General features: G+C 58.6%; 22 protein-coding genes. 6 read left to right on the plus strand and 16 right to left on the minus strand.

All coding sequences use genetic code 11. The features are described 5' to 3' along the window. Nucleotides 1-213 precede the first annotated feature (213 nt). The 4 genes from D1820_RS12315 to D1820_RS12330 form a co-directional block, all read right to left on the minus strand. Nucleotides 214-654 carry a MarR family winged helix-turn-helix transcriptional regulator gene (locus tag D1820_RS12315; protein ID WP_027248348.1) on the minus strand — a complete coding sequence of 147 codons (441 nt, stop codon included), beginning with the start codon at nt 652-654 and terminating at the stop codon, nt 214-216. Continuing rightward, nucleotides 654-1,484 carry a carbon-nitrogen hydrolase family protein gene (locus D1820_RS12320; RefSeq protein ID WP_118069270.1) on the minus strand — a complete coding sequence of 277 codons (831 nt, stop codon included), beginning with the start codon at nt 1,482-1,484 and terminating at the stop codon, nt 654-656. The genes D1820_RS12315 and D1820_RS12320 overlap by 1 nt, the downstream gene beginning before the upstream one ends. Before the next feature lie 38 nt (nt 1,485-1,522). Further along, the gene (gene grxC, locus D1820_RS12325; RefSeq protein ID WP_014881502.1) at nt 1,523-1,780 is read right to left on the minus strand and encodes a glutaredoxin 3; all 258 of its coding nucleotides are present in this window, start codon (nt 1,778-1,780) and stop codon (nt 1,523-1,525) included. A gap of 84 nt (nt 1,781-1,864) precedes the next feature. Beyond that, nucleotides 1,865-2,593, minus strand: a complete 729-nt coding sequence (locus tag D1820_RS12330) for a ComF family protein (RefSeq protein ID WP_118069271.1) — start codon at nt 2,591-2,593, stop codon at nt 1,865-1,867. Nucleotides 2,594-2,607: 14 nt separating this feature from the next. Between D1820_RS12330 and D1820_RS12335 the strand changes: the two genes are divergently transcribed. The 3 genes from D1820_RS12335 to D1820_RS12345 all read left to right on the plus strand — a co-directional run bounded on the left by D1820_RS12335 (nt 2,608) and on the right by D1820_RS12345 (nt 7,730). Then, the gene (locus tag D1820_RS12335) at nt 2,608-3,438 is read left to right on the plus strand and encodes a methyltransferase domain-containing protein (protein WP_118069272.1); all 831 of its coding nucleotides are present in this window, start codon (nt 2,608-2,610) and stop codon (nt 3,436-3,438) included. A 127-nt stretch (nt 3,439-3,565) separates the two neighbouring features. Then, nucleotides 3,566-4,627, plus strand: a complete 1,062-nt coding sequence (gene hemH / locus D1820_RS12340; RefSeq protein ID WP_040175172.1) for a ferrochelatase — start codon at nt 3,566-3,568, stop codon at nt 4,625-4,627. 73 nt (nt 4,628-4,700) lie between these two features. Then, complete coding sequence (locus D1820_RS12345) at nt 4,701-7,730, plus strand: aminotransferase class III-fold pyridoxal phosphate-dependent enzyme (protein ID WP_118069273.1); 3,030 nt, start codon at nt 4,701-4,703, stop codon at nt 7,728-7,730. A gap of 105 nt (nt 7,731-7,835) precedes the next feature. On the opposite strand, the gene D1820_RS12350 is transcribed toward D1820_RS12345, so the two are convergent. Both D1820_RS12350 and D1820_RS12355 read right to left on the minus strand, forming a co-directional pair. Next, nucleotides 7,836-8,018, minus strand: coding sequence for a hypothetical protein (locus D1820_RS12350; RefSeq protein WP_014876361.1), 183 nt, complete (start codon nt 8,016-8,018; stop codon nt 7,836-7,838). Nucleotides 8,019-8,159: 141 nt separating this feature from the next. Further along, nucleotides 8,160-8,801, minus strand: a complete 642-nt coding sequence (locus D1820_RS12355) for a L,D-transpeptidase (protein ID WP_118069274.1) — start codon at nt 8,799-8,801, stop codon at nt 8,160-8,162. Nucleotides 8,802-8,968: 167 nt separating this feature from the next. Here D1820_RS12355 and D1820_RS12360 point away from each other — a divergent pair, with 167 nt between their 5' ends. Then, the gene (locus tag D1820_RS12360) at nt 8,969-9,460 is read left to right on the plus strand and encodes a CAP domain-containing protein (RefSeq protein WP_040178959.1); all 492 of its coding nucleotides are present in this window, start codon (nt 8,969-8,971) and stop codon (nt 9,458-9,460) included. A 112-nt stretch (nt 9,461-9,572) separates the two neighbouring features. Here the strand turns inward: D1820_RS12360 and D1820_RS12365 are convergent, their stop codons facing one another. From D1820_RS12365 to D1820_RS12400, 8 genes are all read right to left on the minus strand, one after another. After that, complete coding sequence (locus D1820_RS12365) at nt 9,573-10,091, minus strand: murein L,D-transpeptidase family protein (RefSeq protein ID WP_118069275.1); 519 nt, start codon at nt 10,089-10,091, stop codon at nt 9,573-9,575. A gap of 64 nt (nt 10,092-10,155) precedes the next feature. After that, complete coding sequence (locus D1820_RS12370; protein WP_096790341.1) at nt 10,156-10,965, minus strand: ion transporter; 810 nt, start codon at nt 10,963-10,965, stop codon at nt 10,156-10,158. 5 nt (nt 10,966-10,970) lie between these two features. Next, a complete protein-coding gene (locus D1820_RS12375; protein WP_118069276.1) occupies nt 10,971-12,218 on the minus strand; it encodes a class I SAM-dependent RNA methyltransferase in 1,248 nt (415 codons plus the stop codon). A gap of 87 nt (nt 12,219-12,305) precedes the next feature. Next, nucleotides 12,306-14,174, minus strand: coding sequence for an ABC transporter ATP-binding protein (locus tag D1820_RS12380; protein ID WP_118069277.1), 1,869 nt, complete (start codon nt 14,172-14,174; stop codon nt 12,306-12,308). Further along, on the minus strand, nt 14,171-16,009 hold the full coding sequence (locus D1820_RS12385; protein ID WP_118069278.1) for an ABC transporter ATP-binding protein: 1,839 nt from the start codon (nt 16,007-16,009) through the stop codon (nt 14,171-14,173). Before D1820_RS12385 ends, D1820_RS12380 begins: the two co-directional genes overlap by 4 nt. A gap of 211 nt (nt 16,010-16,220) precedes the next feature. Beyond that, a complete protein-coding gene (locus D1820_RS12390) occupies nt 16,221-17,375 on the minus strand; it encodes a CCA tRNA nucleotidyltransferase (protein WP_118069279.1) in 1,155 nt (384 codons plus the stop codon). Then, complete coding sequence (locus tag D1820_RS12395; protein WP_118069280.1) at nt 17,372-17,968, minus strand: CoA pyrophosphatase; 597 nt, start codon at nt 17,966-17,968, stop codon at nt 17,372-17,374. The genes D1820_RS12390 and D1820_RS12395 overlap by 4 nt, the downstream gene beginning before the upstream one ends. Then, complete coding sequence (locus tag D1820_RS12400; protein ID WP_118069281.1) at nt 17,961-18,962, minus strand: Hsp33 family molecular chaperone HslO; 1,002 nt, start codon at nt 18,960-18,962, stop codon at nt 17,961-17,963. The genes D1820_RS12395 and D1820_RS12400 overlap by 8 nt, the downstream gene beginning before the upstream one ends. A 78-nt stretch (nt 18,963-19,040) precedes the next feature. On the opposite strand from D1820_RS12400, the gene D1820_RS12405 reads away from it, so the two are divergent. Beyond that, nucleotides 19,041-19,493: an NUDIX hydrolase gene (locus D1820_RS12405; protein WP_118069282.1), complete on the plus strand. Its 453-nt coding sequence runs from the start codon at nt 19,041-19,043 to the stop codon at nt 19,491-19,493. Between the two features lie 51 nt (nt 19,494-19,544). Here the strand turns inward: D1820_RS12405 and D1820_RS12410 are convergent, their stop codons facing one another. Then, nucleotides 19,545-20,816: a PP2C family protein-serine/threonine phosphatase gene (locus tag D1820_RS12410; protein WP_118069283.1), complete on the minus strand. Its 1,272-nt coding sequence runs from the start codon at nt 20,814-20,816 to the stop codon at nt 19,545-19,547. Nucleotides 20,817-20,993: 177 nt separating this feature from the next. Between D1820_RS12410 and D1820_RS12415 the strand changes: the two genes are divergently transcribed. After that, nucleotides 20,994-21,317, plus strand: coding sequence for an Hpt domain-containing protein (locus D1820_RS12415; RefSeq protein ID WP_118069284.1), 324 nt, complete (start codon nt 20,994-20,996; stop codon nt 21,315-21,317). Between the two features lie 12 nt (nt 21,318-21,329). Here the strand turns inward: D1820_RS12415 and ilvA are convergent, their stop codons facing one another. Then, nucleotides 21,330-22,556 carry a threonine ammonia-lyase IlvA gene (ilvA, locus tag D1820_RS12420; RefSeq protein WP_118069285.1) on the minus strand — a complete coding sequence of 409 codons (1,227 nt, stop codon included), beginning with the start codon at nt 22,554-22,556 and terminating at the stop codon, nt 21,330-21,332. Nucleotides 22,557-22,585: the final 29 nt, after the last annotated feature.

The following is a 22,585-nucleotide window of genomic DNA, read 5'->3' on the forward strand; positions in this document are numbered from 1 at the left end:
CGTTGGGCCGATACGCCACCCGTGGTAAACCAGTGGCAAGGGTCGAAAAGTTCCGACCTGTCACCGAGTGAATGCACAGAGGCCCTTGTTCCGGGCCGCCCTGTCGTTAAGCCTACCACTCACGGACCAGCCTGACGGGGGGCACCAAGGACGTCTGTTCGCAGGCGTCCTTTTCCGTTGTCGGGGAGGGGCGCCTAGTACGGACATCTTCATCTAGTCGCGGCTGCCCAGCTTGATCCGAAATTCTCGCAGGATCGGCAGCGCGGATTTGACCCGGTCACCGCCCAGTTCCTCCACCACTTCGGAGATCATCGGCACAATGCTCGCCAGCGCCGCATCGCGTGCCTGCCGCCCGGCGGGGCTGATGGCGACCATTTTACGCCGCGCATCGTCCCAATCAGGACGAATATGGACATATCCGGCAGCCTCCAGCTTGCCCAGCGTGTTGGTCATGGCGCCACGGGTCACATGAAACGCCTTCGCCAGCTGCGCGGGGGAACGCTCCACGCCCGTACGTGCCAGATGGTTCAATACGGAAAAATGCGACAGCTCCATTCCCTTGGGCAGCACCTGTCCCAGCCGCGTTCGCGCCAGCTGATCTGCCATCAGGATTTCGCTAAACAGCGAAACCGCAAGGGAATTTGTATCATCCATCAGGGGCCGTCAAACTCTCGATCATGCGACAGGGAAGGCACCTGTCGGCGCGCTTGTGCCACTTTTTCAAGGTCAAGATCAATGTAGGTGATGCCGATATCCGTGCCACCATCTGCAAGGATTTCCCCCCACGGCGAAACGACAAGCGAATGCCCATAGGTGCGACGTGACGGCCCACGGGCGGCCGGATGTGTGCCAGTCTGTGCCGCAGCCAGCACATAGCAGCCGGTTTCGATGGCCCGCGCCTGTAGCAGGGCGTGCCAATGAGCGGCGCCTGTGACATGGGAAAACGCCGCAGGCGCCAAGAGAACCTGCGCCCCGGCTTTGGCCAGACGCCGATGCAGATAGGGAAAGCGCACATCATAGCAGATGGTCATCCCCAACGCGGCAAAAGGGGTTTCTGCAACCACCGCTTCGTGACCGGGACGGTATCCATCGGATTCGCGGTAGGTTTCCTCAGGCGTGACGTCCACATCAAACATGTGGATCTTGTCATAACGGGCGACAATTTCTCCCTTCGGATCAATCAAAAACTGGCGGTTGGCAAAGCGCCCGTCTGCGTCCGTCGTCTTCAGCGCCAGTGACCCCAGCGACAGCCAGATTTCATGCTGCGACGCCGTGTCCCGTAAGGCCGACAATGTCGGATCATCAGCCTCGTGATGCAGGACGGATTGCTGGTGACTGCGGCTGCCGGACAGGCAATTGGTCACCTCCGGCGTCAGCACAAATCCCGCGCCGCCCGCGACAGCATCGGCGATCATCTGCTGCACCATCGCCAGATTATCGGCGGGTTGGTCGCTTGACGTCATTTGAAGCAGAGCAGCACGCATCTGTCACCTCCTCAGGCTGTCACTTTATGTACCGCAACTCAGGCGGCGAGCAGCGGATCCAACTTCCCGGAGCGGTCCAGCGCATAAAGATCGTCGCATCCGCCCACATGGGTCTCACCCACGAAAATCTGCGGCACTGTGCGTCCGCCATTGGCACGCTCAATCATTTCAGCCTTGCGGTCCGGGTTTGCCAAAACGTCGATTTCGTCAAAGCTTACACCTTTTTGCGTCAGAAGGCGTTTGGCGGCATGGCAGAACCCGCAAAGCGGGGATGTGTAGATTTCGACCGGTTTCATTCGGGTCTCCGTTTGAACATATCTGTTGGCTTGGCACGAACTTGGGCAGTCCATGATGAAATTGCCAGCCCCAGCGCGTTCAGATCACGAGTGCGTGACCCGTGCAAGCACCGCGACACGCACCGCCGTCGCCCCGGCGTCAAGACAGGCCTCGCTACACGCGCTGAGCGTCGCGCCGCTGGTCATCACATCATCCACCAACAGGACAATTCTGCCACTGATCCGCTCGGCATGTTTGGGATGCGCAGCGATCGCCTGCGTCAATGTCGTGTAGCGCTGATGGCGACTCTGCCCCTCCAGCGAGGGGGTACGCCGTGTCCGACGCAATAGATCCGGGCAATAGTCCAAGTCGGCGTCTTGGGCCATGACCTTGGCCAATAGATCAGACTGATTGTAGCGACGGCGCAAAAACCGCGACCAATGCAACGGCACTGGCGCCACCAGCGGGGTATCTGCCAATAAGGTAGTTGCGGCCCGCGCCAGCCAGCGCGCCGCAGGCCGTGCTATTTCTGTGCGGTCTCCGTGCTTCAACGCGAGAATCAAACGCCGCGCGGTGCCGTCGTAAGACAATGCCGCGCGCCCCTGCTGCCAAGGGCGCGGATGTTCCATACAGTCATCACACTCAAGCCGGAAACCGTCCTCTTCTCCGATCAGTGCAACGCCGCAACCGTCACAGCAGGTTCCGCTGATGAAAGGGGTGTCGCGCCAACAGGGACCACAGAGCCCGAAATCACTGTCGACCCAATCTCCGCAGGCCAGACAACGCGGGGGGTAGATCAATGAAACAGCCGTTTGTATCCGCGCCTTCAACATCCTAAATAGCCCTCATGACCCAAGCCACGACGCCCCGCCCGCAGCTGTTCGACCGCCGCGCCATCGCCGCCCATCGCAACCGCCTGACGCCTCAGGCCTTGTTCCTGCATGACATCGCCCGCGATGAGATTGAGGATCGGCTATCCATGGTTAACAGAAGCTTTACCAGCCCAGCGCTGGTGGCGCCTTTCGCCGAAGGCTGGGAGAGTTGTCTGCCCGATGCGAAACATGTGGCCGATGACGAAACCTTGGATCTGGCGGTGGGCGCGCATGATCTTGTGGTCCATGCAATGTCCCTGCATTGGGCCAATGATCCGGTGGGCCAACTGATCCAATGTCACCGCGCCTTGCGCGAAGATGGGTTGCTGCTGGTTGTGATGCTGGGCGGCCAGACCCTGCATGAACTGCGCAGCGCCCTGGCAACTGCCGAAACACGGCTTCTTGGCGGACTTTCCCCACGTGTGGCCCCAATGGCCGAGGTGCGTGATCTGGGCGCCTTGTTGCAGCGGGCCGGATTTGCGCTGCCCGTTGCGGATGTTGTGCCGCTGACGGCAAAATACCGCGACCTGCGACATTTAATGCATGAATTGCGTGGCATGGGCGAAACCAATGCGATGACCCAACGACTGAAGGTGCCGCCCTCGCGCCATCTCTTTGCAGAAGCAGAAGAAATCTATCGCACCACTTACGCCACTGCGGACGGTCTTTTGCCCGCTACGTTCGAACTGATTTGCTTGACCGGTTGGTCGCCATCGGAAACCCAGCAGAAACCGCTGCGCCCTGGATCGGCGAAGGCCCGTCTGGCAGATGCGCTTAGGGTGCCAGAAACACCGCTGCCCAAGTAGACAGTCCTGGTCATAGATCTATTCTATGGCTCTGGTGGAATGATCCAATTGGCTATTTCCGCCGTATCTTCATATTGCTAGGGCGGACCACGATCCGCTGACCGATTACCGCACAGGACCATGACAGATGCTGGACGCCACTGCCCCCGCCACCTGCCCCGCTCACGCTCCGGCAGACCACCCAAAAATCGCCCCGGCGAAAGTTGGCGTTCTCTTGGCCAATCTCGGCACGCCTGACGACTACAGTTACTGGCCCATGCGCCGGTATCTTAGCGAGTTTCTCTCTGATAAACGGGTGATCGATTATCCGGCCTGGAAATGGCAGCCGCTGCTTCAGCTGATCATTCTGGCCAAACGGCCCTTCACATCGGGGGCGGCCTATAAGTCCATCTGGAACCACGACAAGGGCGAAAGCCCCCTGATGACCATTACCAAAGACCAGACCGCTGCTATGGCGGAAGCGTTGCAAGACCGCTACGGCAACGAGGTTATGGTGGATTTCTGTATGCGCTACGGCAATCCGTCGACAAAATCAAAGGTCCGCGAAATGATTGAGGCGGGCTGCCAGAAAATCCTCTTCGTGCCGCTCTATCCGCAATACGCGGGCGCCACCTCAGCAACCGCCAATGACCAGTTTTTCCGCGCCCTGATGGAGGAGACCTGGCAGCCGGCTGCGCGCACAGTGGCCCCCTACTTTGACGATCCTGCCTATATCGACGCGCTGGCCCGCTCAGTCGAGAAGGCCTATGCCGCCGCTGAGAAAAAGCCCGAAATCCTCGTGGTTTCCTATCACGGCATGCCAAAACGCTATCTGATGCAGGGTGATCCTTACCACTGCCAGTGCCAGAAAACGACACGCCTTCTGAAAGAGCGTCTCGGCTGGACCGACACCGAGATCACAACCACGTTCCAATCGGTTTTTGGACCTGAGGAATGGCTGAAACCCTACACCGTGGATCACGTCGCCACTCTCGCCAAGGATGGGAAGAAGAATATCGCCGTGATCGCCCCGGCCTTCTCGGCCGATTGCATTGAAACGCTTGAAGAAATCAACGAGGAAATCCGCGAGAGCTTTGAGCATGCAGGCGGAGAGGATTTTCTCTATATCCCCTGTCTGAACGACGATGCAGAGCATATCGACGCGCTGTCCGGTGTGATCGAACGCAATTTGAAAGGGTGGCTGGACTAATCGCCACGCCCCGGTCCAAATAGCCCAAACGCCCCGGCCAACGGGGCTTGGGAGTTTTGAACAGGGGCATTTCATGACCGCAATCCGTTTGGCCGAAGATCACTGGGCCGCCGTCCTGCACGACCACTGGGGCATCCGTGCCGAATTGTCCCGGTTGGACGGAGAATATGACCTTAACTATCGCGCGCTCACGTCTGACGGCCGGGGCTATATCCTGAAAGCCATGCGCCCCGGCTGCGCTTCCGACCTTGTCGATATGCAAATCGCAGCACTGGCGCATATCCACAAAACTGATCCTGGTCTGCCGGTCCCCCGCACCGTTGCTGCAACCACCGGAGAGCTGTGCCTCAGTCTCCAGGATGATACCGGCGAAGACCGGCTGGTGTGGGTGCAAACCCTGCTGTCCGGCCGCTGCTATGCCAAAAGCGCGCCAAAATCCGCGGAGCTGATCCGCGAGGTCGGCGCGACCCTTGCCGGAACCACCCGCGCGCTCAAAGAGTTTGCGCATCCCGCACTGGAGCGTAGCTTCAAATGGGATTTGATGACCGCAGACTGGATCAAGGATGACATAACCTGCATCACGGATAACCGCAGGCAGCAAGTGATCGCCGAGATCTGCGCCGATTTTGCATCCCTGAAACCGCAGCTCAACGCTCTACCAAGGCAGGCCATCCACAATGATGCAAATGACTACAATATCCTCGTCGCTGGTGAGCTGTCGGAACCTCGAGTTGTCAGCGGCCTGATTGATCTTGGCGATATGTGCGCAGGGCCACGAATCTGTGATCTCGCCATTGCGGCCGCCTATCTCGTCCTCGACCACCCCCAACCGCAGAGAGCGCTTGCGGCGCTGGTGTCGGGATATCACGCTGTAACCCCGCTAACGGCAGAAGAACTGGGTCTTCTCTGGCCGCTGCTGCGGATGCGGCTGGCCGTCAGTGTCATCAACTCCACCTTGGAGGCTCAAGACAATCCTGATGATCCCTATGTAACAATTTCGCAGGAACCGGCGTGGCGGTTTCTGGACCAGCCGAGTGAACATCCTGCGCTGATCACAGCGCGACTTCGGGCAACCTGCGGCCTGACGGTTGTCGATGGTGCAGACAGTGTATTAGCCTATTTAGAGACACATTCAGGTGAGTTTGCCCCCCTGATGGGACGGGATCTGGCGGATCTGCCAATGGGATCCCTCTCTGTCGAAGAGTCCACTTGGCCGCAGAACCCGTTTGACATGCCGCTGGCCGAGGCTGCTGAGGTTGGACGTGAGTTTTCCGGAGAGGATGGCCGCGATTGGTGGCTTGGCTACTATCGCGAACCCCGTTTGATCTACACAGCGCCATCCTTCCGCAAGGGAGAGTATAAGGCAAGCGATCGCCGGACCGTGCATCTGGCGGTGGATGTCTTTGCACCTGCCGGACAACCGCTTCATGCCCCCTTGGCCGGGGAAGTTCAGGTGGTTGAAGATCGCGCCAATCATCTGGACTACGGTGGTGTTGTTATCCTGAAGCACCACACAGATAGCGGCGACGCATTTTATACGCTCTATGGCCACCTTGACCCGGAATGCTGCACGCGTCTGTCTGTTGGTGACAAAATCGCCAAGGGCGCACCATTTTGCCAGCTCGGCACAGCCGATCAAAACGGGGGATGGGCGCCGCATGTTCATTTCCAGCTTGCCCTGTCAACAGAAGGCATCGAAGCTGACTGGCCCGGGGTTGCGGACCCGGACGACCTCGCACTCTGGACCGCGCTCTGCCCCAATCCGGCGCCACTCTTGAACCTGCCCACCACTCGGGTCAGCTATCAACCAACCGATAAAGCAACGGTTCTGGCCGGGCGGCGTGCTCATTTTGGTGGCAACCTCAGCCTGACATACCGCGACCCGGTGATGTTGTTGCGCGGCTGGAAGCATCATTTGTTCGACGAATGGGGACGCCCCTATCTGGACGCTTACAACAACGTCCCGCATGTCGGACATGCCCATCCGCGCATTCAGGCGGTCGCAGCCGACCAGCTGAAACGGATGAACTCCAACACACGCTATCTGCATCCGGCACAGACCGCTTTTGCGGATAAAATACTGTCCAAAATGCCGGATCATCTGGAGGTCTGCTTCTTCGTCAACTCCGGCACCGAAGCAAACGAACTGGCCCTGCGACTGGCCCGGGCGCACACCAACGCCAAGGGAATGGTGACCCCCGACCACGGCTACCACGGCAATACAACCGGTGTCATCGACATCTCGGCCTATAAATTCAATGCCAAAGGCGGGGTTGGCCCCTCCGATTGGGTTGAGCTGGTAGAGGTCGCCGATGACTATCGCGGCACCTACCGTCGTGATGATCCGCAGCGTGCGCAGAAATACGCTGATCTGGTTGATACCGCCATTACGAAGCTACAGGCCAGCGGTCACGGCGTTGCTGGTTTCATCGCCGAAACCTTCCCCTCGGTGGGCGGGCAGATCATCCCGCCCAAGGGGTATCTGCCAGCGGTCTATGAGAAAATCAGGGCTGTGGGCGGGATTTGTATCGCCGATGAGGTGCAAACAGGTCTTGGGCGCTTGGGTGATTATTACTTCGGCTTTGAACACCAGGGGGCTGCACCGGATATCGTTGTTCTGGGCAAACCGATTGGCAATGGCCATCCGCTTGGCGTCCTCGTCACCACCCGCGCCATCGCCGATAGCTTTGCACAGGGGCCGGAGTTTTTCTCGACCTTTGGCGGCTCTACCCTGTCCTGCCGGATCGGTACTGAAGTGCTGAATATTGTCGACGACGAAGGACTGCAGGAAAACGCCCGTCAGCACGGAGCAGATTTGCTCAACGGTCTGCGTGACTTGCAGTCGCGCCATCAGGCAATCGGCGATGTACGAGGCATGGGGCTATTCATCGGGGTCGAGTTGATCCGTACCGACGGATCAGAGGCCTCCGAGATCTGCGCCTATGTCAAAAACCGGATGCGGGACCACCGCATCCTGATCGGCAGCGAAGGCCCCAAAGACAATATTCTGAAAATCCGCCCGCCGCTGACCATAGATGCAGAAGGGATCGAAATGATTCTGAAAACACTCGACAGCATCTTGTCAGAGTTGTCTGATAGCTAGGCCACACTCAGCCTGCATCGGCCCCAGCCGATGCGGATGGCACCAGTCGCCACGAAAAAAGGCGGTGGAAATCCACCGCCTTTCTTAACGTTCTGATACAAGCAATTAGTTGCTTGCAACAGCCGCGCCGACAACAACCAGCAGCAGCAGCGGCAGAAGGATGCCGCTGGAGGAGCTTTCGGTCTGCTCAACGATAACCGGCGCCTCAACGATCGGCTCAGCCAGGTTGCCCGCGGAAGCGGTCGAAGCAGCAGCAGTCAGAGCAGCAGCGATAACGAGTTTTTTCATGTTAACCTCCAAAAATATGCGCAGTTCAGTCCACCTGAACCACGCGCCCAAGACTTACCTCGTGATATTTTTCTAATCAGCAAAATCCCGGCATTGCAATTGCTTGTTGCATGATTCGGCCCCCGGAATGGGTCGATGTCGTCAAATTAGCAACACTTGAGTGCCCACTTTCGTCAGCCCAAATAGCTCTGAAATATGCTCATTATAAAGGCCAATACAGCCATTTGATGACTTACGTCCGATCTTGCGTGTGTCGTGGGTTCCGTGGATTCGGTAATACTTCCAGCTGAGATACAAAGCGTGGGTTCCGAGCGGATTGTCCGGCCCCGGTGGGATATAGGCCGGCCACTCAGGATTACGTCTGCGCATGTTCGGTGTGGGGGCCCAGCCTGGTCCATCAACCTTGCGAATGATCTTCGTCCGGCCGCGCCGCGTCAGATCATCCGAAAGCGGTACCGAAGATGGGAACAACTTATAGACGCTTTGATCTTCAGACCAGAAATGCAGGGCACGACTGTCGATATCAACCAGCACCGCGCCGTTGCGCAGGCTGTCGAAATAGGGGCGCCAGTCCTTGGATCGGAAGGCGGAGATATTGCGCTGCACCGGCGGTTCGGGCTCAGGCGGCGGGCGCAGGGGGTCAAACCCCTCCGCGACGGTATCCGCTGCATCCTGGGCCCAGCCTGTGCTGGCAACACCACCACCAACCAGCGAGGCGCCGGCAAACGCGGAACCGGCAATAAACTGCCGTCTTGAGAGAGGATCGAAGGGACTGCGGGTCATGACTTTTCCAAACTGCGGAGATATGCATTCGTTATGCCGTATCTTATGGCGCGAATGCCTCAGTCGCAAATCAAACAATCCGGCGATGATCAATTCACCGCTGACAGGTTTGCGCCTATGTCACAGCCGGGGTATTGGAGCAGCCAGCAAATGAAGCAAGGTGTAGTATGACACGTGTATTTCTGATCCTTATCGCCGGGCTGATGACCCTCGTCGCGGCCTGTGCCCCTGCTCCCGATGGCAGCACAGGCGGCAACGTGTACCGGATCCGTAACGCCGACAAGGTACAGCTGCGGATGCTCGACTCGGTCAACGCCCTCCGCGAAGCGGCAGGTCGCCCCACTGTCCAGCTGAACCCGCAGCTAACCGCTGCGGCCGCCACCCATTCACGCGATATGTCCGTGCAGAACCGTCCCTGGCATTTTGGCTCCGATGGCTCGTCGCCGCTGGACCGTGTGGCCCGAGCAGGCTTCACCGGCACCATGATCGGCGAGACGATTTCGGAAACCTATGAGTCCGAGCTGCAGACACTCACGGCCTGGATGGAACAATCCGCAACCCGGTCTGTCATTATGGACCCCAAAGCGCGCACAATGGGCTTTTCCTGGTTTCAGGAATCCAACGGCAAGATCTGGTGGACCCTGGTGATGGGCAGCTGATCCGGCGCTTTCGCCTAAAACCAAAAATGAAAAAGGCCCGATCTGCCATTCAGGCAATCGGGCCTATTCTATTGAGCTGCAACCTGCGGTGATGGACATTCTGTCCACGCGGTTACGGGCGTAGGGTGATCACCGTACCATCGCGAACCATCGCGTAGATCTCTTCAATCTCATCATTGGTGACGGCAATACAGCCCGCGGTCCAGTCGTCCGCGCGCGCCGCGCGCTTACGCTCTTTTGCATTATTGGGCTCACCATGGATGAAAATCTCACCTCCCGGTTTTTTGCCCATTGCCGCAGCTTTTGCCCGGTCCTGCCCGTTGGGATAGGAGATCCCGATTGAGAGGTGATAGCGGCTATTTGGATTGCGCCGGTCAATCAGATAGGTGCCCTCGGGTGTTTTACCATCACCTTCGATCTGCTTGTGACCAAGTGGAGCAAAGCCCAGCTCCATATCATATTCGCGCAGAATATCCTCATGATGAAGAAGATAGACTTTGCGCGCGCCCTTGTTCACGACGACCGAGGTGACCTCGGGCCCGTTATAGCTGCGAAATTTGCTTGGACCGGAGCTGCACCCTGCCAACCCAAAGGTCGCCGCAGCGCCCAGTCCGAATGTACGTCTGTCCATTATATTAGGTCTCTGCCTGATTTGCCTCAATTTCCAACTACTATCTTCGTCGGAAAAAACAAAATCACTTCTTCTCGTGCGGCGGTTGCAAGGCCGCGATTTGCTGCTCAATTGCCTCTAACCGGGCCAAAACCAGATCGCGGTAGGCATCGGTGCGTTCGCCTTCTTCCTCGTGATGGGCATCCTGCATGGAATTCACGATCAGACCCACCAGCAGGTTCACAACCGCAAAGGTGGTCACCATGATAAATGGCACGAAGAAAGCCCAGGCGTAGGGGTAGATCTCCATCACCGGGCGCACGATCCCCATGGACCAGCTTTCCAAGGTCATGATCTGGAACAGGGAATAGGCGCTTAGTGCGAGATTGCCGAACCAGTCAGGAAAACTCTCCGCAAAGAGCTTCGTCGCGATAACTGACCCGATGTAGAAGATGATCGCCATCAGCAGGAACACCGATCCCATGCCCGGCAAAGCGGTGATAAACCCTTCGACCACGCGGCGCAGGCGCGGCGCGACGGAGATGACGCGCAGCACCCGCAGGATACGCAGCGCCCGCAGCACCGAAATTCCCTGCGCACCAGGCAAAAAGGCGATGCTGACAATCACAAAGTCGAAGATGTTCCAGCCGCGCAGGAAAAACCGCAGCCGCTGCACCCAAAGCTTCGCCAGCAGCTCGACAACAAAAATCGCCAAGCACAGCTGATCAACGAATAGGACAGCGGCCCCAAATCGGGACATGATCGTATCGGAGGTTTCCATCCCCAGCGTGATCGCATTGATCAGGATCACCGCCGTGATGAAGTTGCCAAAGCCATCGCTGGAAATAAGCGTCCCGAGCCGCTGGGTCAGGGATTGTTTTGCGCTGATGCTCACCGGTTTCACCCCACGTAGGAAAAGCTGGCCGCCAGTTCGCAATGCGAAGACCAGCGGAATTGATCGACCACCTGTACCCAATCCAGACGGTAGCCGCCATCCGTCAGGATTTTGGCATCGCGGGCAAAGGTGACGGGATTGCAGGACACATAGGCCACCCGCTTGGTCCGTGCGGCAACCAACTGCGTTACCTGTGCTTCGGCACCTGCACGGGGCGGGTCGATCACGGCAACATCAAACGCAGCGCCAAAAGGGTTCAGATCCTCTGCCAGAAGCGGATTGCGAAACAGATCGCGGGTTTCGGTTGTGACCTTCTTTAGCCCCTTGGCCTGCCGCCAGCCGGCATCAAGCGCGCGCAGCATGCTGCCTTCACCCTCGACCGCATGCACCTCTGCATGTTGCGCAAGTGGCAGGGTGAAGGTGCCGCAGCCAGCGAATAGATCCACGATGCGTTTCGCACCGGCCACACAGTCCTCGACCGCCGCAAGAAGTGCGGCTTCGCCGTCGCGCGTCGCCTGCAGAAACGCACCCGGCGGTGGGCAGACATGGGCCGGTCCAAACGGTTGGGTTGGTGGCTGCTCCATACCGATCAGTTCATCCTCCCAGGTCAGACGTGCGATATGATGGGCATCAACAACTTGGGCCAACGCAATACGCAAGGGACCGTCCAGCGGTTTGCCATTGGTCACCAGCACGTCCACACCAACCTCAGACAGGGTCACGGTCACCGAGAGCGGCGCCTTGCGACTGGCGCCAACCATGGCCAGTGCCTCAGCCATGGGGATGGCGGACAGCAGCTGTGGCGCCAGCAATTGGCAGTCAGGAATTTCCGTGATCACCCCGGAGGCGCGCCCATGGAATCCGGCCATCGCCCCCTTCTTGGTGCGGCGCACGGACAAGGTGGCGCGGCGACGCGATTGTGGTGGTGAGGTGTGGATCGGGCGGAACTCCGCCTCAAGCCCCTGCGCCGCCAGCGCATTACGAACGATGTCGACTTTCCAGTTCGCGACAAAATCATCTGTCGCATGTTGCAGCTGGCAACCACCGCAGGATTTATAGTGCCGACAGGGCGCCTGGACGCGCATCTCCGACGGGCTCTCGATGCGAATATCGCTAAGCTGGTGCCCGTCGCGAACACCGCTGACGGTCTCTCCCGGCAGCGTGCGCGGTGCAAAAAGCGGGCCTTCGGCGACCCCGTCGCCCTGATGGCCCAGACGAATGATTGTGGCTGTGGTTCTAGCTGCATGTGTCATGGGCGCTGCATACCCTGCGACCGCCGCATGCAAAAGAAAAATGCGCAGCCCTCGCGGGAACGACGGCTGCGGTGGATCATACGGCGCCTATTCCGCAGCATCCCGCGGCAGTGAGCTTCCGGCCTGATCATCAGCCTCCGTCCGGATGAAACCACCAGACTGCCGCGCCCAGAATTGCGCATACAAACCGCCCTGTTCCAGCAATGCGTCATGCGTGCCCGCTTCCGCGATGCGGCCCTGATCCATGACAATGATCCGGTCCATTTCACTCAACGTGGACAGCCGGTGCGCAATCGCCAGAACGGTTTTCCCCTGCATCACGCGCTCAAGCGCGGACTGAATGGCTGCCTCCACCTCTGAATCCAGGGCCGAAGTTGCCTCATCCAGCACAAGAATAGGCGCATCTTTCAGGATCGCGCGCGCCAGGGCGATACGCTGCCGCTGACCACCAGACAGCTTCACCCCGCGCTCGCCGAGATGAGCATCATAACCGGTGCGGCCCTGACCATCCTCCAGATCAAGGATAAACTCATGCGCTTCGGCCTTTTGCGCGGCGGCGATCAGCTCCAACTCGCTGGCGTCAGGTCGACCATATAAGATGTTGTCCCGCGCCGAACGATTGAACATCGCAGTTTCCTGCGTGACCATGCCAATCTGACTGCGCAACGAGTTTTGGGTGACCTCTGCGATATCCTTTCCGTCGATCAGGATCTGACCAGATTCCCCATCATAGAGCCGTAGCAAAAGCGAAACGAGTGTCGACTTCCCCGCCCCGGAGGCGCCAACAATTCCAAGTTTTTCCCCGGGCGCAATGGTCAGAGAGACATCCTGAATGCCGCCGATATCACGCCCATAGGCAAAACCGACCTCGCGAAACTCAATCTGCCCCTCAGTGACTGTCAGCACCTCAGCCGCGATTTGATCCTCAACCCGGTCGGGACGGGTCAGGGTCGTCATGCCATTTTCAATCTCACCAATGTTGGAATAGATCGCCATCAGGGTGAAACTGACCCACCCGGTCATCTGGGCAATGCGCACGGACACCGCACCAGCTGCGACGATATCACCTTCGCTCGCCAGCCCATCACGCCACAGCACCAGCGTCGCGCCAATCAACAAGACTGGCAGCACACCCGCCAGCGTCATCAGACAAAACCGGAAACTCGCCGACAGATACCCGAAATGCAGTGCCTTGGTGCGGAAATCCGCCATGGAATCCTGCGCCGTACGCTCCTCAAAATCGGCATGCGCAAACAGCTTCACCGTTTTGATGTTGGTGATCGTATCAACCACCTGCCCCGACACCATTGCCCGCGCCCCAGCGCGCGCAGCGGAGCGTTTGCGAATACGGGGCAGAAACCAGCGGATGGTGGCGAAATAGCCGACCAGCCAGACCACGAACAGGCCGGTTATCCGCCAGTCAATCGCGCCCAACAGCGCCAGCGCCCCCAGAAGCGAGGCCAGCGCAAAGGCAACCACGTTGATCATCTCAACCGCAACCGAGGTCACGGCATTGGCTGTCTGCATCTGCTTCTGCGCGATACGACCTGCAAAATCATCGTCGAAAAAGCGCACCGATTGACCCATGGTCCATCGGTTGAGCCGCGACAGCACCAGCGGGTTGACGTTTGGCTGGACGATGATTGCATTGGATGCCGCAGACAGGCCAAACAGGATCGGCCGCAGCAGAAGGAAAAATCCCAGCGCCCCGACAATGATCATAAGATTACCGGCAGAGAAAAACTGCCCCGGCCCGCTGGAAATCGCGGTATCGATCACCAGACCCAGAATATAAGCCGTCCCTGCTTCCATCCCGCCAGCCAGCGCCGAGCAGAACGCAGCAAGCGCAAGCATTGGCCAGGCACCTGAAAGGCACCAGCGCAGAAAGCCCCCCAGCCGATTGGGCGGCGGGCCCTTGGCGGGTTGAAATGCGTCGATCAGATTGCCGAGTTTCATTCTGCTGCCTCGATATTCAGGAACCCGCCGGATTGACGTGCCCAGAACTGGGCATATAGGCCCTCTGAGCGCAAAAGCACGTCATGCGTCCCCTCTTCAACAATCCGCCCATCATCCAAAACCAGGATGCGATCCATCTGAGCAATGGTGGACAGGCGATGCGCGATCGCAATCACCGTCTTGCCCTGCATCATCCCATAAAGCGTTTGCTGAATTTCAGCCTCCACCTCAGAATCCAGAGCAGATGTGGCCTCATCCAGGATCAGAATGGGCGCATCTTTCAGAATGACTCGGGCCAAGGTAACCCGCTGCCGCTGGCCACCCGACAATTTCACCCCACGCTCCCCGACATGTGCGTCATAGCCGCGACGGCCTTCGGGGTCTTCCAGATCCAGAATGAACTCATGCGCCCGTGCTTGCTTGGCCGCCTCGATCATCTCCGCCTCGGTGGCATCAGGCCGACCGTAAAGCAGATTGTCCCGGACTGACCGGTGCAGCAATGCGCTATCCTGCTGCACCATGCCGATCTGGCTGCGCAGGCTATCCTGCGTCGCCATGCGGATGTCCTGACCGTCGATCAGGATCGCCCCGCCTTCAGGATCGTAGAACCGCAACAACAGCTTCACCAGCGTGGATTTCCCCGCGCCGGAGCGCCCGATCAGGCCGATCTTTTCGCCTGCGCGGATGTTCAGGCTGATCCGATCCAGACCGCCAGAGCCGCGCCCGTAGTGATGTGAAAGCTCACGCAGCTCCACCGCGCCGTGACGCAGATCAAGCGGTTTTGCATTGGCCGCATCCACCAGATCGATCGGCTGGGCGATAGTTTCCATCCCCTCCGCCACAACACCCAGCTGGCGAAAGAAGGTGGTCAGCGCCCACATGATCCAACCCGTCATCGCATTAAGGCGCAGCGTCAGCGCAGTCGCAGCCGCAACCACCCCGACCGAGGCAAGCCCCTGCATCCACAACAGGATTGCCCAACCGACAACACCGACGATCAACAATCCGTTCAACGTCACCAGTGCCGCATCCATAATAGTGTAGAGCCGCATCTCAGCCTGGAACGTCTTGCGTGTGCCCTCAATGGCTTCTTTAGCATAGGTCAGTTCGGTGTTGTGATGGGCGAACATCTTCACCGAATGAATATTGGAATAGCTGTCCACAACCCGGCCCGTTACGGTAGAGCGCGCATCAGATGCCGCCTGACTGGCCGGTCCCACCCGGCGCACGGTCCAGCGGATCAGCACCGCATAGAGCGCGAACCAAACCAAGAGCGGCAGCAACAGTCGGATGTCCGCGAGCCACAGCAACAGCGCGGCCCCCACCAAATAGGCAAGCGCGAAGGTGATCGCGTCGAAAACCTGAAACACCACCTCCCCTGCGGCGGGTGGGGTTTGCATAATCCGGTTGGCGATCCGTCCGGCAAAATCATTCTCAAACCAGCCAACCGATTGACGCAGAACATGTTTATGCGACCGCCAACGGATCAGCGTGCCGAAATTTGGCAGGATCGCATTGTTCAGCAACAGCACATCGAACAGCTGCAACAGCGGGCGCACGGTCAGAATGAAAACCGCCAGCAGGATGAATTCCGTGCCGTGGTCCTGCCACACCCTGACCGGTTCACCAGACAACAGGTCAACCACCCGCCCCATGTAATGGATCAGGCCAATTTCCACGCCAGCGACAATCACCGACATCAGCGCGGTCACTGCGAACACTTTTTTGAAAGGCTGCGAGTAATCCTTCAGAAACGGCCACAGCTGCCGCGGCGGTGTATCTGTTTCCGGATAGTCACAATAAGGGTCGATGAGGTTTTCGAAAAAACGAAACATACGGGTGCTCCAATAATTGAGCGTAGGGAATAGTCATGCGAATAGAGGCCATCGCCGTGGCCCCCCCGACATGGGTCGGACAGGTCAGGCGTCAGTCGTGCCAGATCCCGTGGTACATGCGTATTCCTCCCGTCATAAGATGGTCCCCTATGGGTAGGAAAAAAAATTCGCTCTGTCACCCCTTTTGATGGGGCGCGACCAATCGGGCAGGTTAGAGCAGCCGTTTCAGCAACGCATCGCGGTCAAGCATGAACCCAGATTTAATCCAGTCCTTCTGCAAGGATTTGAGTGCTGCACCCAGCGCCGGGCCTTGCAGGTCTGGCATCAAATCCTTGGCGGAAAGCGGGAACACAGCTCCGGCTCCTTTGGTAATTTCAGCCTCTAAATCAGGTGTAATCGGCATTTCTAATAAGGCAGATCGCAACATCATCACGTTGCGCGCGGTGGTCGCGCCGTGATGATAAGCCAGTTCCGCCGGTCCATCCGTGCCTTCCGCAGCTGCGCGCAGCAGGCGCACATCCGCAGCTTGGGCTTTACTCAGGCGTAAGGCCTCCCATGGCGCATCCCCGCCCAGCGCGGCCAAACGGCAAAGCGGTTCGGCAGGCAGTCCCCCCTCAAGATGAACGAGCGGCCCGAGGGCGCGATCATCGCTTCCTGGAAGAATCAGAGGTAGCAGCCCAACCTGCCGCATCACCGCAATCGCCGACGCCGGATCCGGCGCCGCAAGCAGCTTCAGCACCTCACTGCCAACCCGTTCACGCGAGAGACTACCAATACCGTCCAGGTTTTCTGCGATGGCCGACAAAGCGTCCGGGTCAAATCCGGCATCTGGGTTGCCATACCAGGCATGAAACCTGAAATAGCGCAGCGAGCGTAGGTAATCCTCACGAATGCGCTGCGCCGCACTGCCAATGAACCGGACGAGTCTTGCGCGCAGATCCGGCAGGCCATTCAGCGGGTCAACCAGCCCCCCATCGGGACGGGCATAAAGCGCATTCATGGTGAAATCGCGCCGCGCAGCGTCCTCCTCGATCCGGTCGGCAAATGCCACCACAGCGCGTCGGCCGTCGGTGGCGACATCACGGCGAAACGTGGTGATTTCGTAAGGGGTCCCGCGATGGACCAATGTCACGGTGCCGTGGTCAATGCCTGTTGGTATGGCCTTGATCCCGGCCCCTTCAGCAAGGGCCATGACACGCTGTGGTGGCACGTTGGTTGAAAGATCAAGATCCGAAACCGGTGCTCCCAATAGCGCGTTGCGCACACAGCCGCCGACAAAATACACCTCTGCCCCGCCCTTTGTCAGGACGTCGCAGACGTGCTGCACAGCTGGATCCTCCAGCCATTTGGCCTGTATATGGGTCATCCCTGCATCCGTTCGGCAAGGCCATGCAACATGCGCGCGGTGGCACCCCAAATGTAATAGGGACCGTAGGGCACCGCAAAGTAATGCCGCCGTATCCCACGCCAACGCCGGGATTGAATCTGATAGTTCGACGGATCGCAAAGATGCGAGAGCGGCACGCTGAAGACTTCGGCCACCTCGCCCGCTTCGGCCACGATATCAAACGGTTGGTCAATCAGCGCTACAACCGGTGTCACCGTAAACCCGGTGACAGTTTCATGTATCGGCAGTTCCCCGACAATCTGCGGCAGGTGGCGCGGCAGACCGATTTCCTCCCAGGCTTCCCTGAGGGCGGCATCGGTAACGCTCGCATCTGCGGCGTCCTGCTTTCCGCCGGCGAAGGCGATCTGACCCGGATGGTGCTTCAATGCAGACGAGCGTTTGGTCAGAATAACACGCGGCGCGCCCGCTGCGGTGCTGATCGCCACGAGAACACCCGCCGGCCGCAGTTTGCGGTCAGCGGGCAGGACCACGTCGGGGTTCAGGTCGAAATCCGAGGACCCTCCCCCCTTTATGCCCAGCGCGGCGGTCAGCTGTGCCCGAAGATCAGGCACTCTCACCCTGTTCGCTGTCGCCTGCATCTGCCTCGAAACCCAGCGTTGCCGGATCGAGGTCGTAATGTGCACCACAGAACTGGCAATCGGCTGTCACGCGCCCCTCGTCGGTCGTCATGGTCGCAATGTCCTTGGCCGAATAGATCGACAGGCTTTCGCGCACGCGATCAGTGGAACATGTGCAGCCGAACTTGACCGCCTGCGTATCAAAGACCCGCGGTTGTTCCTCGTGAAACAATCGCAAAAGCAGATCTGTCGGCGTCACGGACGGGCCGATCAGCTCCATGTCTTCTACGGTTGCCAGCAGATGCATCACACGGTTCCAGTTCTCGCCCTCTTCGCCGCTGACCAGATCCTCTGCGGCAAGCGTCGCACCAGTGCCTTCACCATCCGCAACGAACGGAGAGGCCTTTGGCATCTGCTGCAGCATGATACCGCCAGCGCGCCAGTGTTCCGGAACCCCGGGTTCAGCTGAACGCCCAAAGCTGAGCGAGAAACGTGTCGGCAGCTGCTCGGACTGTGCAAAATACGCCTCGGCACAGGACGCCAAAGACCCACCAACAAGTGGTGTGATCCCTTGGTAGGGCTTCATGCCCTCGCCCTGATCGACGAGAATGGCAAAATACCCCTCGCCCACCTGATCAAACGGCGCACCATTGGTCAGCCGCGCATCATCATAGCTTGCATAGGCACGAATACGCGCTGGCTCGCCCTCGGCTGCGGGCGCGTAATAATCGGTGGCAATCATGCGCACGGCCCCTTTGGACTGGACCTGCAACGACAGTTTCCACTGCAATTTCATGGTCTGACCAATCAACGCCGTCAGCAACGCCATTTCAGCGACCAGGGCTTCGACAACGGGCGGATAGTTATGCTGCTTCAGAATGCCATCCAGCACACCATCCAACCGCGCGACGCGGCCGCGCATGTCCGATACATCAAGCTGGAAGGGCAGGACGGTATCGTCCCACGCGATTTTCGATACAAGTGTCATGGGGTTTCCTTACGCGCCGTGGATTGGCATATCGGGCCTATATAGGGTTTACATCATCAGAGTGAAGAGGTCAGCGCCGTGATCAGACGTTTTGGCGATACACCGGAAAAATCGCAAAGCTATCGGCGGCGGACAGGGGTCTATGCGCTATTGCCACGCGATGGCGAACTGCTGCTGACCTGTCAACGTGAACCCGGCCCAGATATTCAGCTACCCGGAGGGGGAATTGACCCGGGAGAGTCGCCCATTCCGGCGTTACACCGTGAGGTGATGGAGGAAACCGGCTGGACCATCTCTCAGCCACGCAAGCTGGGCGCGTTTCGCCGATTTGCCTATATGCCAGAGTATGATCTCTGGGCAGAGAAACTCTGCCACATCTATATCGCGCGTCCGGCACGTCGGATCTGCGCACCTACCGAGCCGTTGCATGATGCGATGTGGATGCGCGCGGACATCGCATGTGAAATCCTCGGGAATGCTGGTGATCGACATTTCGCCAGCATCATAGCGCGATGGATGGGGCAGACCTAACCTGTCAGAAAACGTGCAAAAGCGGGCGCCTGTGGCGCGCCGCTTAACGTTTTAAGGGCCTTCATACTCAAACAAGGTCGCGGAGACATCATCCTCCAGCCCGTATTGCGAGGACATCACCTGTGTCAGGTTCCAATAGAGGTCATCCAGGAATTCCTGGCCGGTCTGCTCCGCGTTGCACTTTCCAATCAGCTCAACCAGACCTTCCGCCTCAAGCATCTCGCCATTTTCCAGACGGGCCTCGGTAAAGCCATCGGAATACAGCAGCAGGCGGTCACCCTTCTCCATCACCACATCTTCCTGCGAATAGGTGATATCCGGGACCAGACCAACGGGAACGCCCCCCTTGCCGATAAACTCCGTGCTGCCATCTTTGCGGATCAACAGCGGATGCGGATGACCTGCCTGCACCATCTTCAGCACGCCGCTGCGCAGATCAACGATGCAATAGGCCATGGTAAAATATTCTTCGATCCCGGTGTCCGCGATCAACCGCGCATTCAACAGGCTGGCGACCTCTTCCGGCTGGCGCAGCGCATAAAAGCGGTTGAACCGCTTTTCCATCCCGACGTTCTGATCAAAATAGGTCGACGACAGATACCCACCGAGCCGCGCCGTCATCATCGCAGACGTAATGCCGTGCCCGGAGACATCGACCGAATAAAAGCCAATCCGATTCACACCTGGTGAGAACATACCAACCAGATCGCCGCCGATGTGGCCGCAGGGTTTCAACAGCAGGCTCACAGTGGAGGACCCGAAATCGCGGGAAAGTTCGGGGACCAGAGACTCCTGAATTTTCCGGGCCTGAATCAGATCCTTGTCAATCGCGTCATAGACCCGCTGCAGTTCATCCAGCGTGTCTGATACGATCCGGTTTTTCTCAGAAAGCTCGCGCTGCATCCGCAGAATGCGCTCCCCTGCGGAAATCCGGGCGCGCAGCTCGTCCGAACTGACCGGCTTGGTCAGGAAATCATCCGCACCCGCATCCAGCCCCTGTGCCACCTCATTCTTTTCGCTCTTGGAGGTAAGCAGGATAAAATAGCTGTAGTTGTCCTGAGACTGGGTCCGAAACGCCCGGCAGAACTCCAGACCGTTCATCCCCGGCATCATCCAGTCGCTGAGAATCAAATCCGGTGGATCGCTCTCGCAAATCTCCATCGCGGCCTCGCCGCTTTCGGCTTCGACAACCTCGAATCCCCATTTTTTCAGCGATGCGACCAAGATTCGCCGTTGCAGACGGCTGTCATCGACCACCAGAACACGGCGGATCGAATTGGTCGCAACCTCTTGGTTTATTTCGATCGAACTGTCTGGCAACACCGAGTGAACCCCACAAAAAACGGCGCAAGATACCCTAAACGCAAGTCACTATCGCGCTCTTCGCTTAACAGGAGGTGAAGTTTGCGAATTATCGGCCTAGCCTCGCGTTAATCGGTGATTTACGAGTTTATAAGTAAAGCAATCGTAAAATGCGATATCAAAACAGGGTTTGCAAAGATGATTGATTGGTCACGCGCGAAAGAGTTGCACGAGGAAGTCGGCGCTGAGGACTTCTCTGAGGTTGTCGAAATTTTCCTGGAGGAGGTCGAAGGTGTCATCGAAAAGCTGCGATCCCCCGATCTGGCAACTTTGGAACAGGACCTCCACTTCCTGAAGGGCAGCGCATTGAATCTGGGGTTCCGTCAGTTTTCCCGCCTCTGCCAAGAGGGCGAGCGTCGCTCGGCCCAAGGCGAAGCCAAAGACGTCGACACCGGTGCCATCATTTCCAGCTATGAAAACTCCAAGGAAGAGTTTCTACGCGATATGAGCAGCCAACTCTGAGCCGACACCGGCTCAGATCACAAACTGTGCCAGGGTTTCGTCGCTGGTGATATCGGTATAGGCGAAGCCTGCGGCATCCAGACGGGCATAGAGATCAGCAAAGTTCTCAGGTCGCTTGGTTTCAATACCAATCAGCACCGAGCCAAAGTTGCGCGCGGATTTCTTCATATATTCGAACCGGGCGATATCATCCTCAGGACCCAGAATGCCCAGAAACTCTTTCAGCGCACCGGGCCGCTGCGGCAGGCGTAGTAGAAAATACTTCTTCAGCCCCATGTAGCGCTGCGCGCGCTCCTTCACTTCCGGCAGGCGTTCAAAATCAAAATTGCCGCCAGACGTCAGACAGACCACGGTTTTGCCGCGAATCCAGGAGCGCACATCACGCAGGGCTTCGATCGCCAGCGCCCCGGCAGGTTCCAACACCACACCTTCGACGTTCAGCATCTCAAGGATTGTTGTGCAGATGCGATCTTCGGCAATCGACAGCACATCGGGCAAGGGGACCTGTTTCAGGACCTCAAACGGCCGTGCGCCAACACGACCAACGGCCGCGCCATCAACAAATGTATCAACATGATCCAATGCAACGGGATGCCCTGCAGCCAGCGCCGCCCGCAGACATGCCCCGCCAGCAGGTTCCGCAAACAAGCAATGCACCCGATCCCCGAACCAACGGGCCACACCTGACGACATACCCCCGCCACCAACTGGCAGGATCACATGGTCCGGGGCCGCACCCAGCTGGGCCTCAACCTCGACCGCGATAGAGCTTTGCCCCTCGATCACATCGTCATCGTCAAACGGCGAGAGGAAATGGCCGCCTTCATCCGCGCACCACTTCTGCGCCGCAGCCAAAGTGTCATCGAAATAATCGCCAACCAGATGGATCTCGACACTGTCGCCACCAAACATCCGGGTTTTCTGGATCTTCTGCTGCGGCGTGGTCACCGGCATGAAGATCACGCCCCGCTTACCCAACTCGCGGCACATATAGGCGACGCCCTGCGCGTGATTTCCCGCTGACGCGCAGACAAACAGCGATTGCTCCAGCTGCTTGCGCATCGCATTGAAGGCGCCGCGGATCTTGTAGGACCGCACCGGGCTCAGGTCTTCGCGCTTGAGGTATATTTCAGCGCCAAACCGCTCTGACAATAGCGCGCTGCGCTGCAGCGGTGTGGCAGGAAAAATCGCGCGCATGGCCTGTTCGGCGGCTCGGGCCTGGGTCTGAAAATCACTCATGTCACTTGAGTGACCCAACCCCGCCCCCA

The sequence above is a fragment of the Phaeobacter sp. LSS9 genome (genome assembly GCF_003443595.1).
GTDB classification, from domain to species: Bacteria; Pseudomonadota; Alphaproteobacteria; order Rhodobacterales; family Rhodobacteraceae; genus Phaeobacter; species Phaeobacter piscinae.

What these genes read in the sequence shown, in the direction of transcription:
- hemH (WP_040175172.1), top strand. Translation starts at nt 3,566, where the DNA reads ATGCTGGACGCCACTGCCCCCGCCACCTGCCCCGCTCACGCTCCGGCA.
- D1820_RS12365 (WP_118069275.1), bottom strand. Translation starts at nt 10,091, where the DNA reads ATGGACAGACGTACATTCGGACTGGGCGCTGCGGCGACCTTTGGGTTG.
- D1820_RS12380 (WP_118069277.1), bottom strand. Translation starts at nt 14,174, where the DNA reads ATGAAACTCGGCAATCTGATCGACGCATTTCAACCCGCCAAGGGCCCG.
- D1820_RS12385 (WP_118069278.1), bottom strand. Translation starts at nt 16,009, where the DNA reads ATGTTTCGTTTTTTCGAAAACCTCATCGACCCTTATTGTGACTATCCG.
- D1820_RS12400 (WP_118069281.1), bottom strand. Translation starts at nt 18,962, where the DNA reads ATGACACTTGTATCGAAAATCGCGTGGGACGATACCGTCCTGCCCTTC.
- D1820_RS12375 (WP_118069276.1), bottom strand. Translation starts at nt 12,218, where the DNA reads ATGACACATGCAGCTAGAACCACAGCCACAATCATTCGTCTGGGCCAT.
- D1820_RS12320 (WP_118069270.1), bottom strand. Translation starts at nt 1,484, where the DNA reads ATGCGTGCTGCTCTGCTTCAAATGACGTCAAGCGACCAACCCGCCGAT.
- D1820_RS12315 (WP_027248348.1), bottom strand. Translation starts at nt 654, where the DNA reads ATGGATGATACAAATTCCCTTGCGGTTTCGCTGTTTAGCGAAATCCTG.
- ilvA (WP_118069285.1), bottom strand. Translation starts at nt 22,556, where the DNA reads ATGAGTGATTTTCAGACCCAGGCCCGAGCCGCCGAACAGGCCATGCGC.
- D1820_RS12330 (WP_118069271.1), bottom strand. Translation starts at nt 2,593, where the DNA reads ATGTTGAAGGCGCGGATACAAACGGCTGTTTCATTGATCTACCCCCCG.
- D1820_RS12355 (WP_118069274.1), bottom strand. Translation starts at nt 8,801, where the DNA reads ATGACCCGCAGTCCCTTCGATCCTCTCTCAAGACGGCAGTTTATTGCC.
- D1820_RS12335 (WP_118069272.1), top strand. Translation starts at nt 2,608, where the DNA reads ATGACCCAAGCCACGACGCCCCGCCCGCAGCTGTTCGACCGCCGCGCC.
- grxC (WP_014881502.1), bottom strand. Translation starts at nt 1,780, where the DNA reads ATGAAACCGGTCGAAATCTACACATCCCCGCTTTGCGGGTTCTGCCAT.
- D1820_RS12390 (WP_118069279.1), bottom strand. Translation starts at nt 17,375, where the DNA reads ATGACCCATATACAGGCCAAATGGCTGGAGGATCCAGCTGTGCAGCAC.
- D1820_RS12415 (WP_118069284.1), top strand. Translation starts at nt 20,994, where the DNA reads ATGATTGATTGGTCACGCGCGAAAGAGTTGCACGAGGAAGTCGGCGCT.
- D1820_RS12360 (WP_040178959.1), top strand. Translation starts at nt 8,969, where the DNA reads ATGACACGTGTATTTCTGATCCTTATCGCCGGGCTGATGACCCTCGTC.
- D1820_RS12345 (WP_118069273.1), top strand. Translation starts at nt 4,701, where the DNA reads ATGACCGCAATCCGTTTGGCCGAAGATCACTGGGCCGCCGTCCTGCAC.
- D1820_RS12350 (WP_014876361.1), bottom strand. Translation starts at nt 8,018, where the DNA reads ATGAAAAAACTCGTTATCGCTGCTGCTCTGACTGCTGCTGCTTCGACC.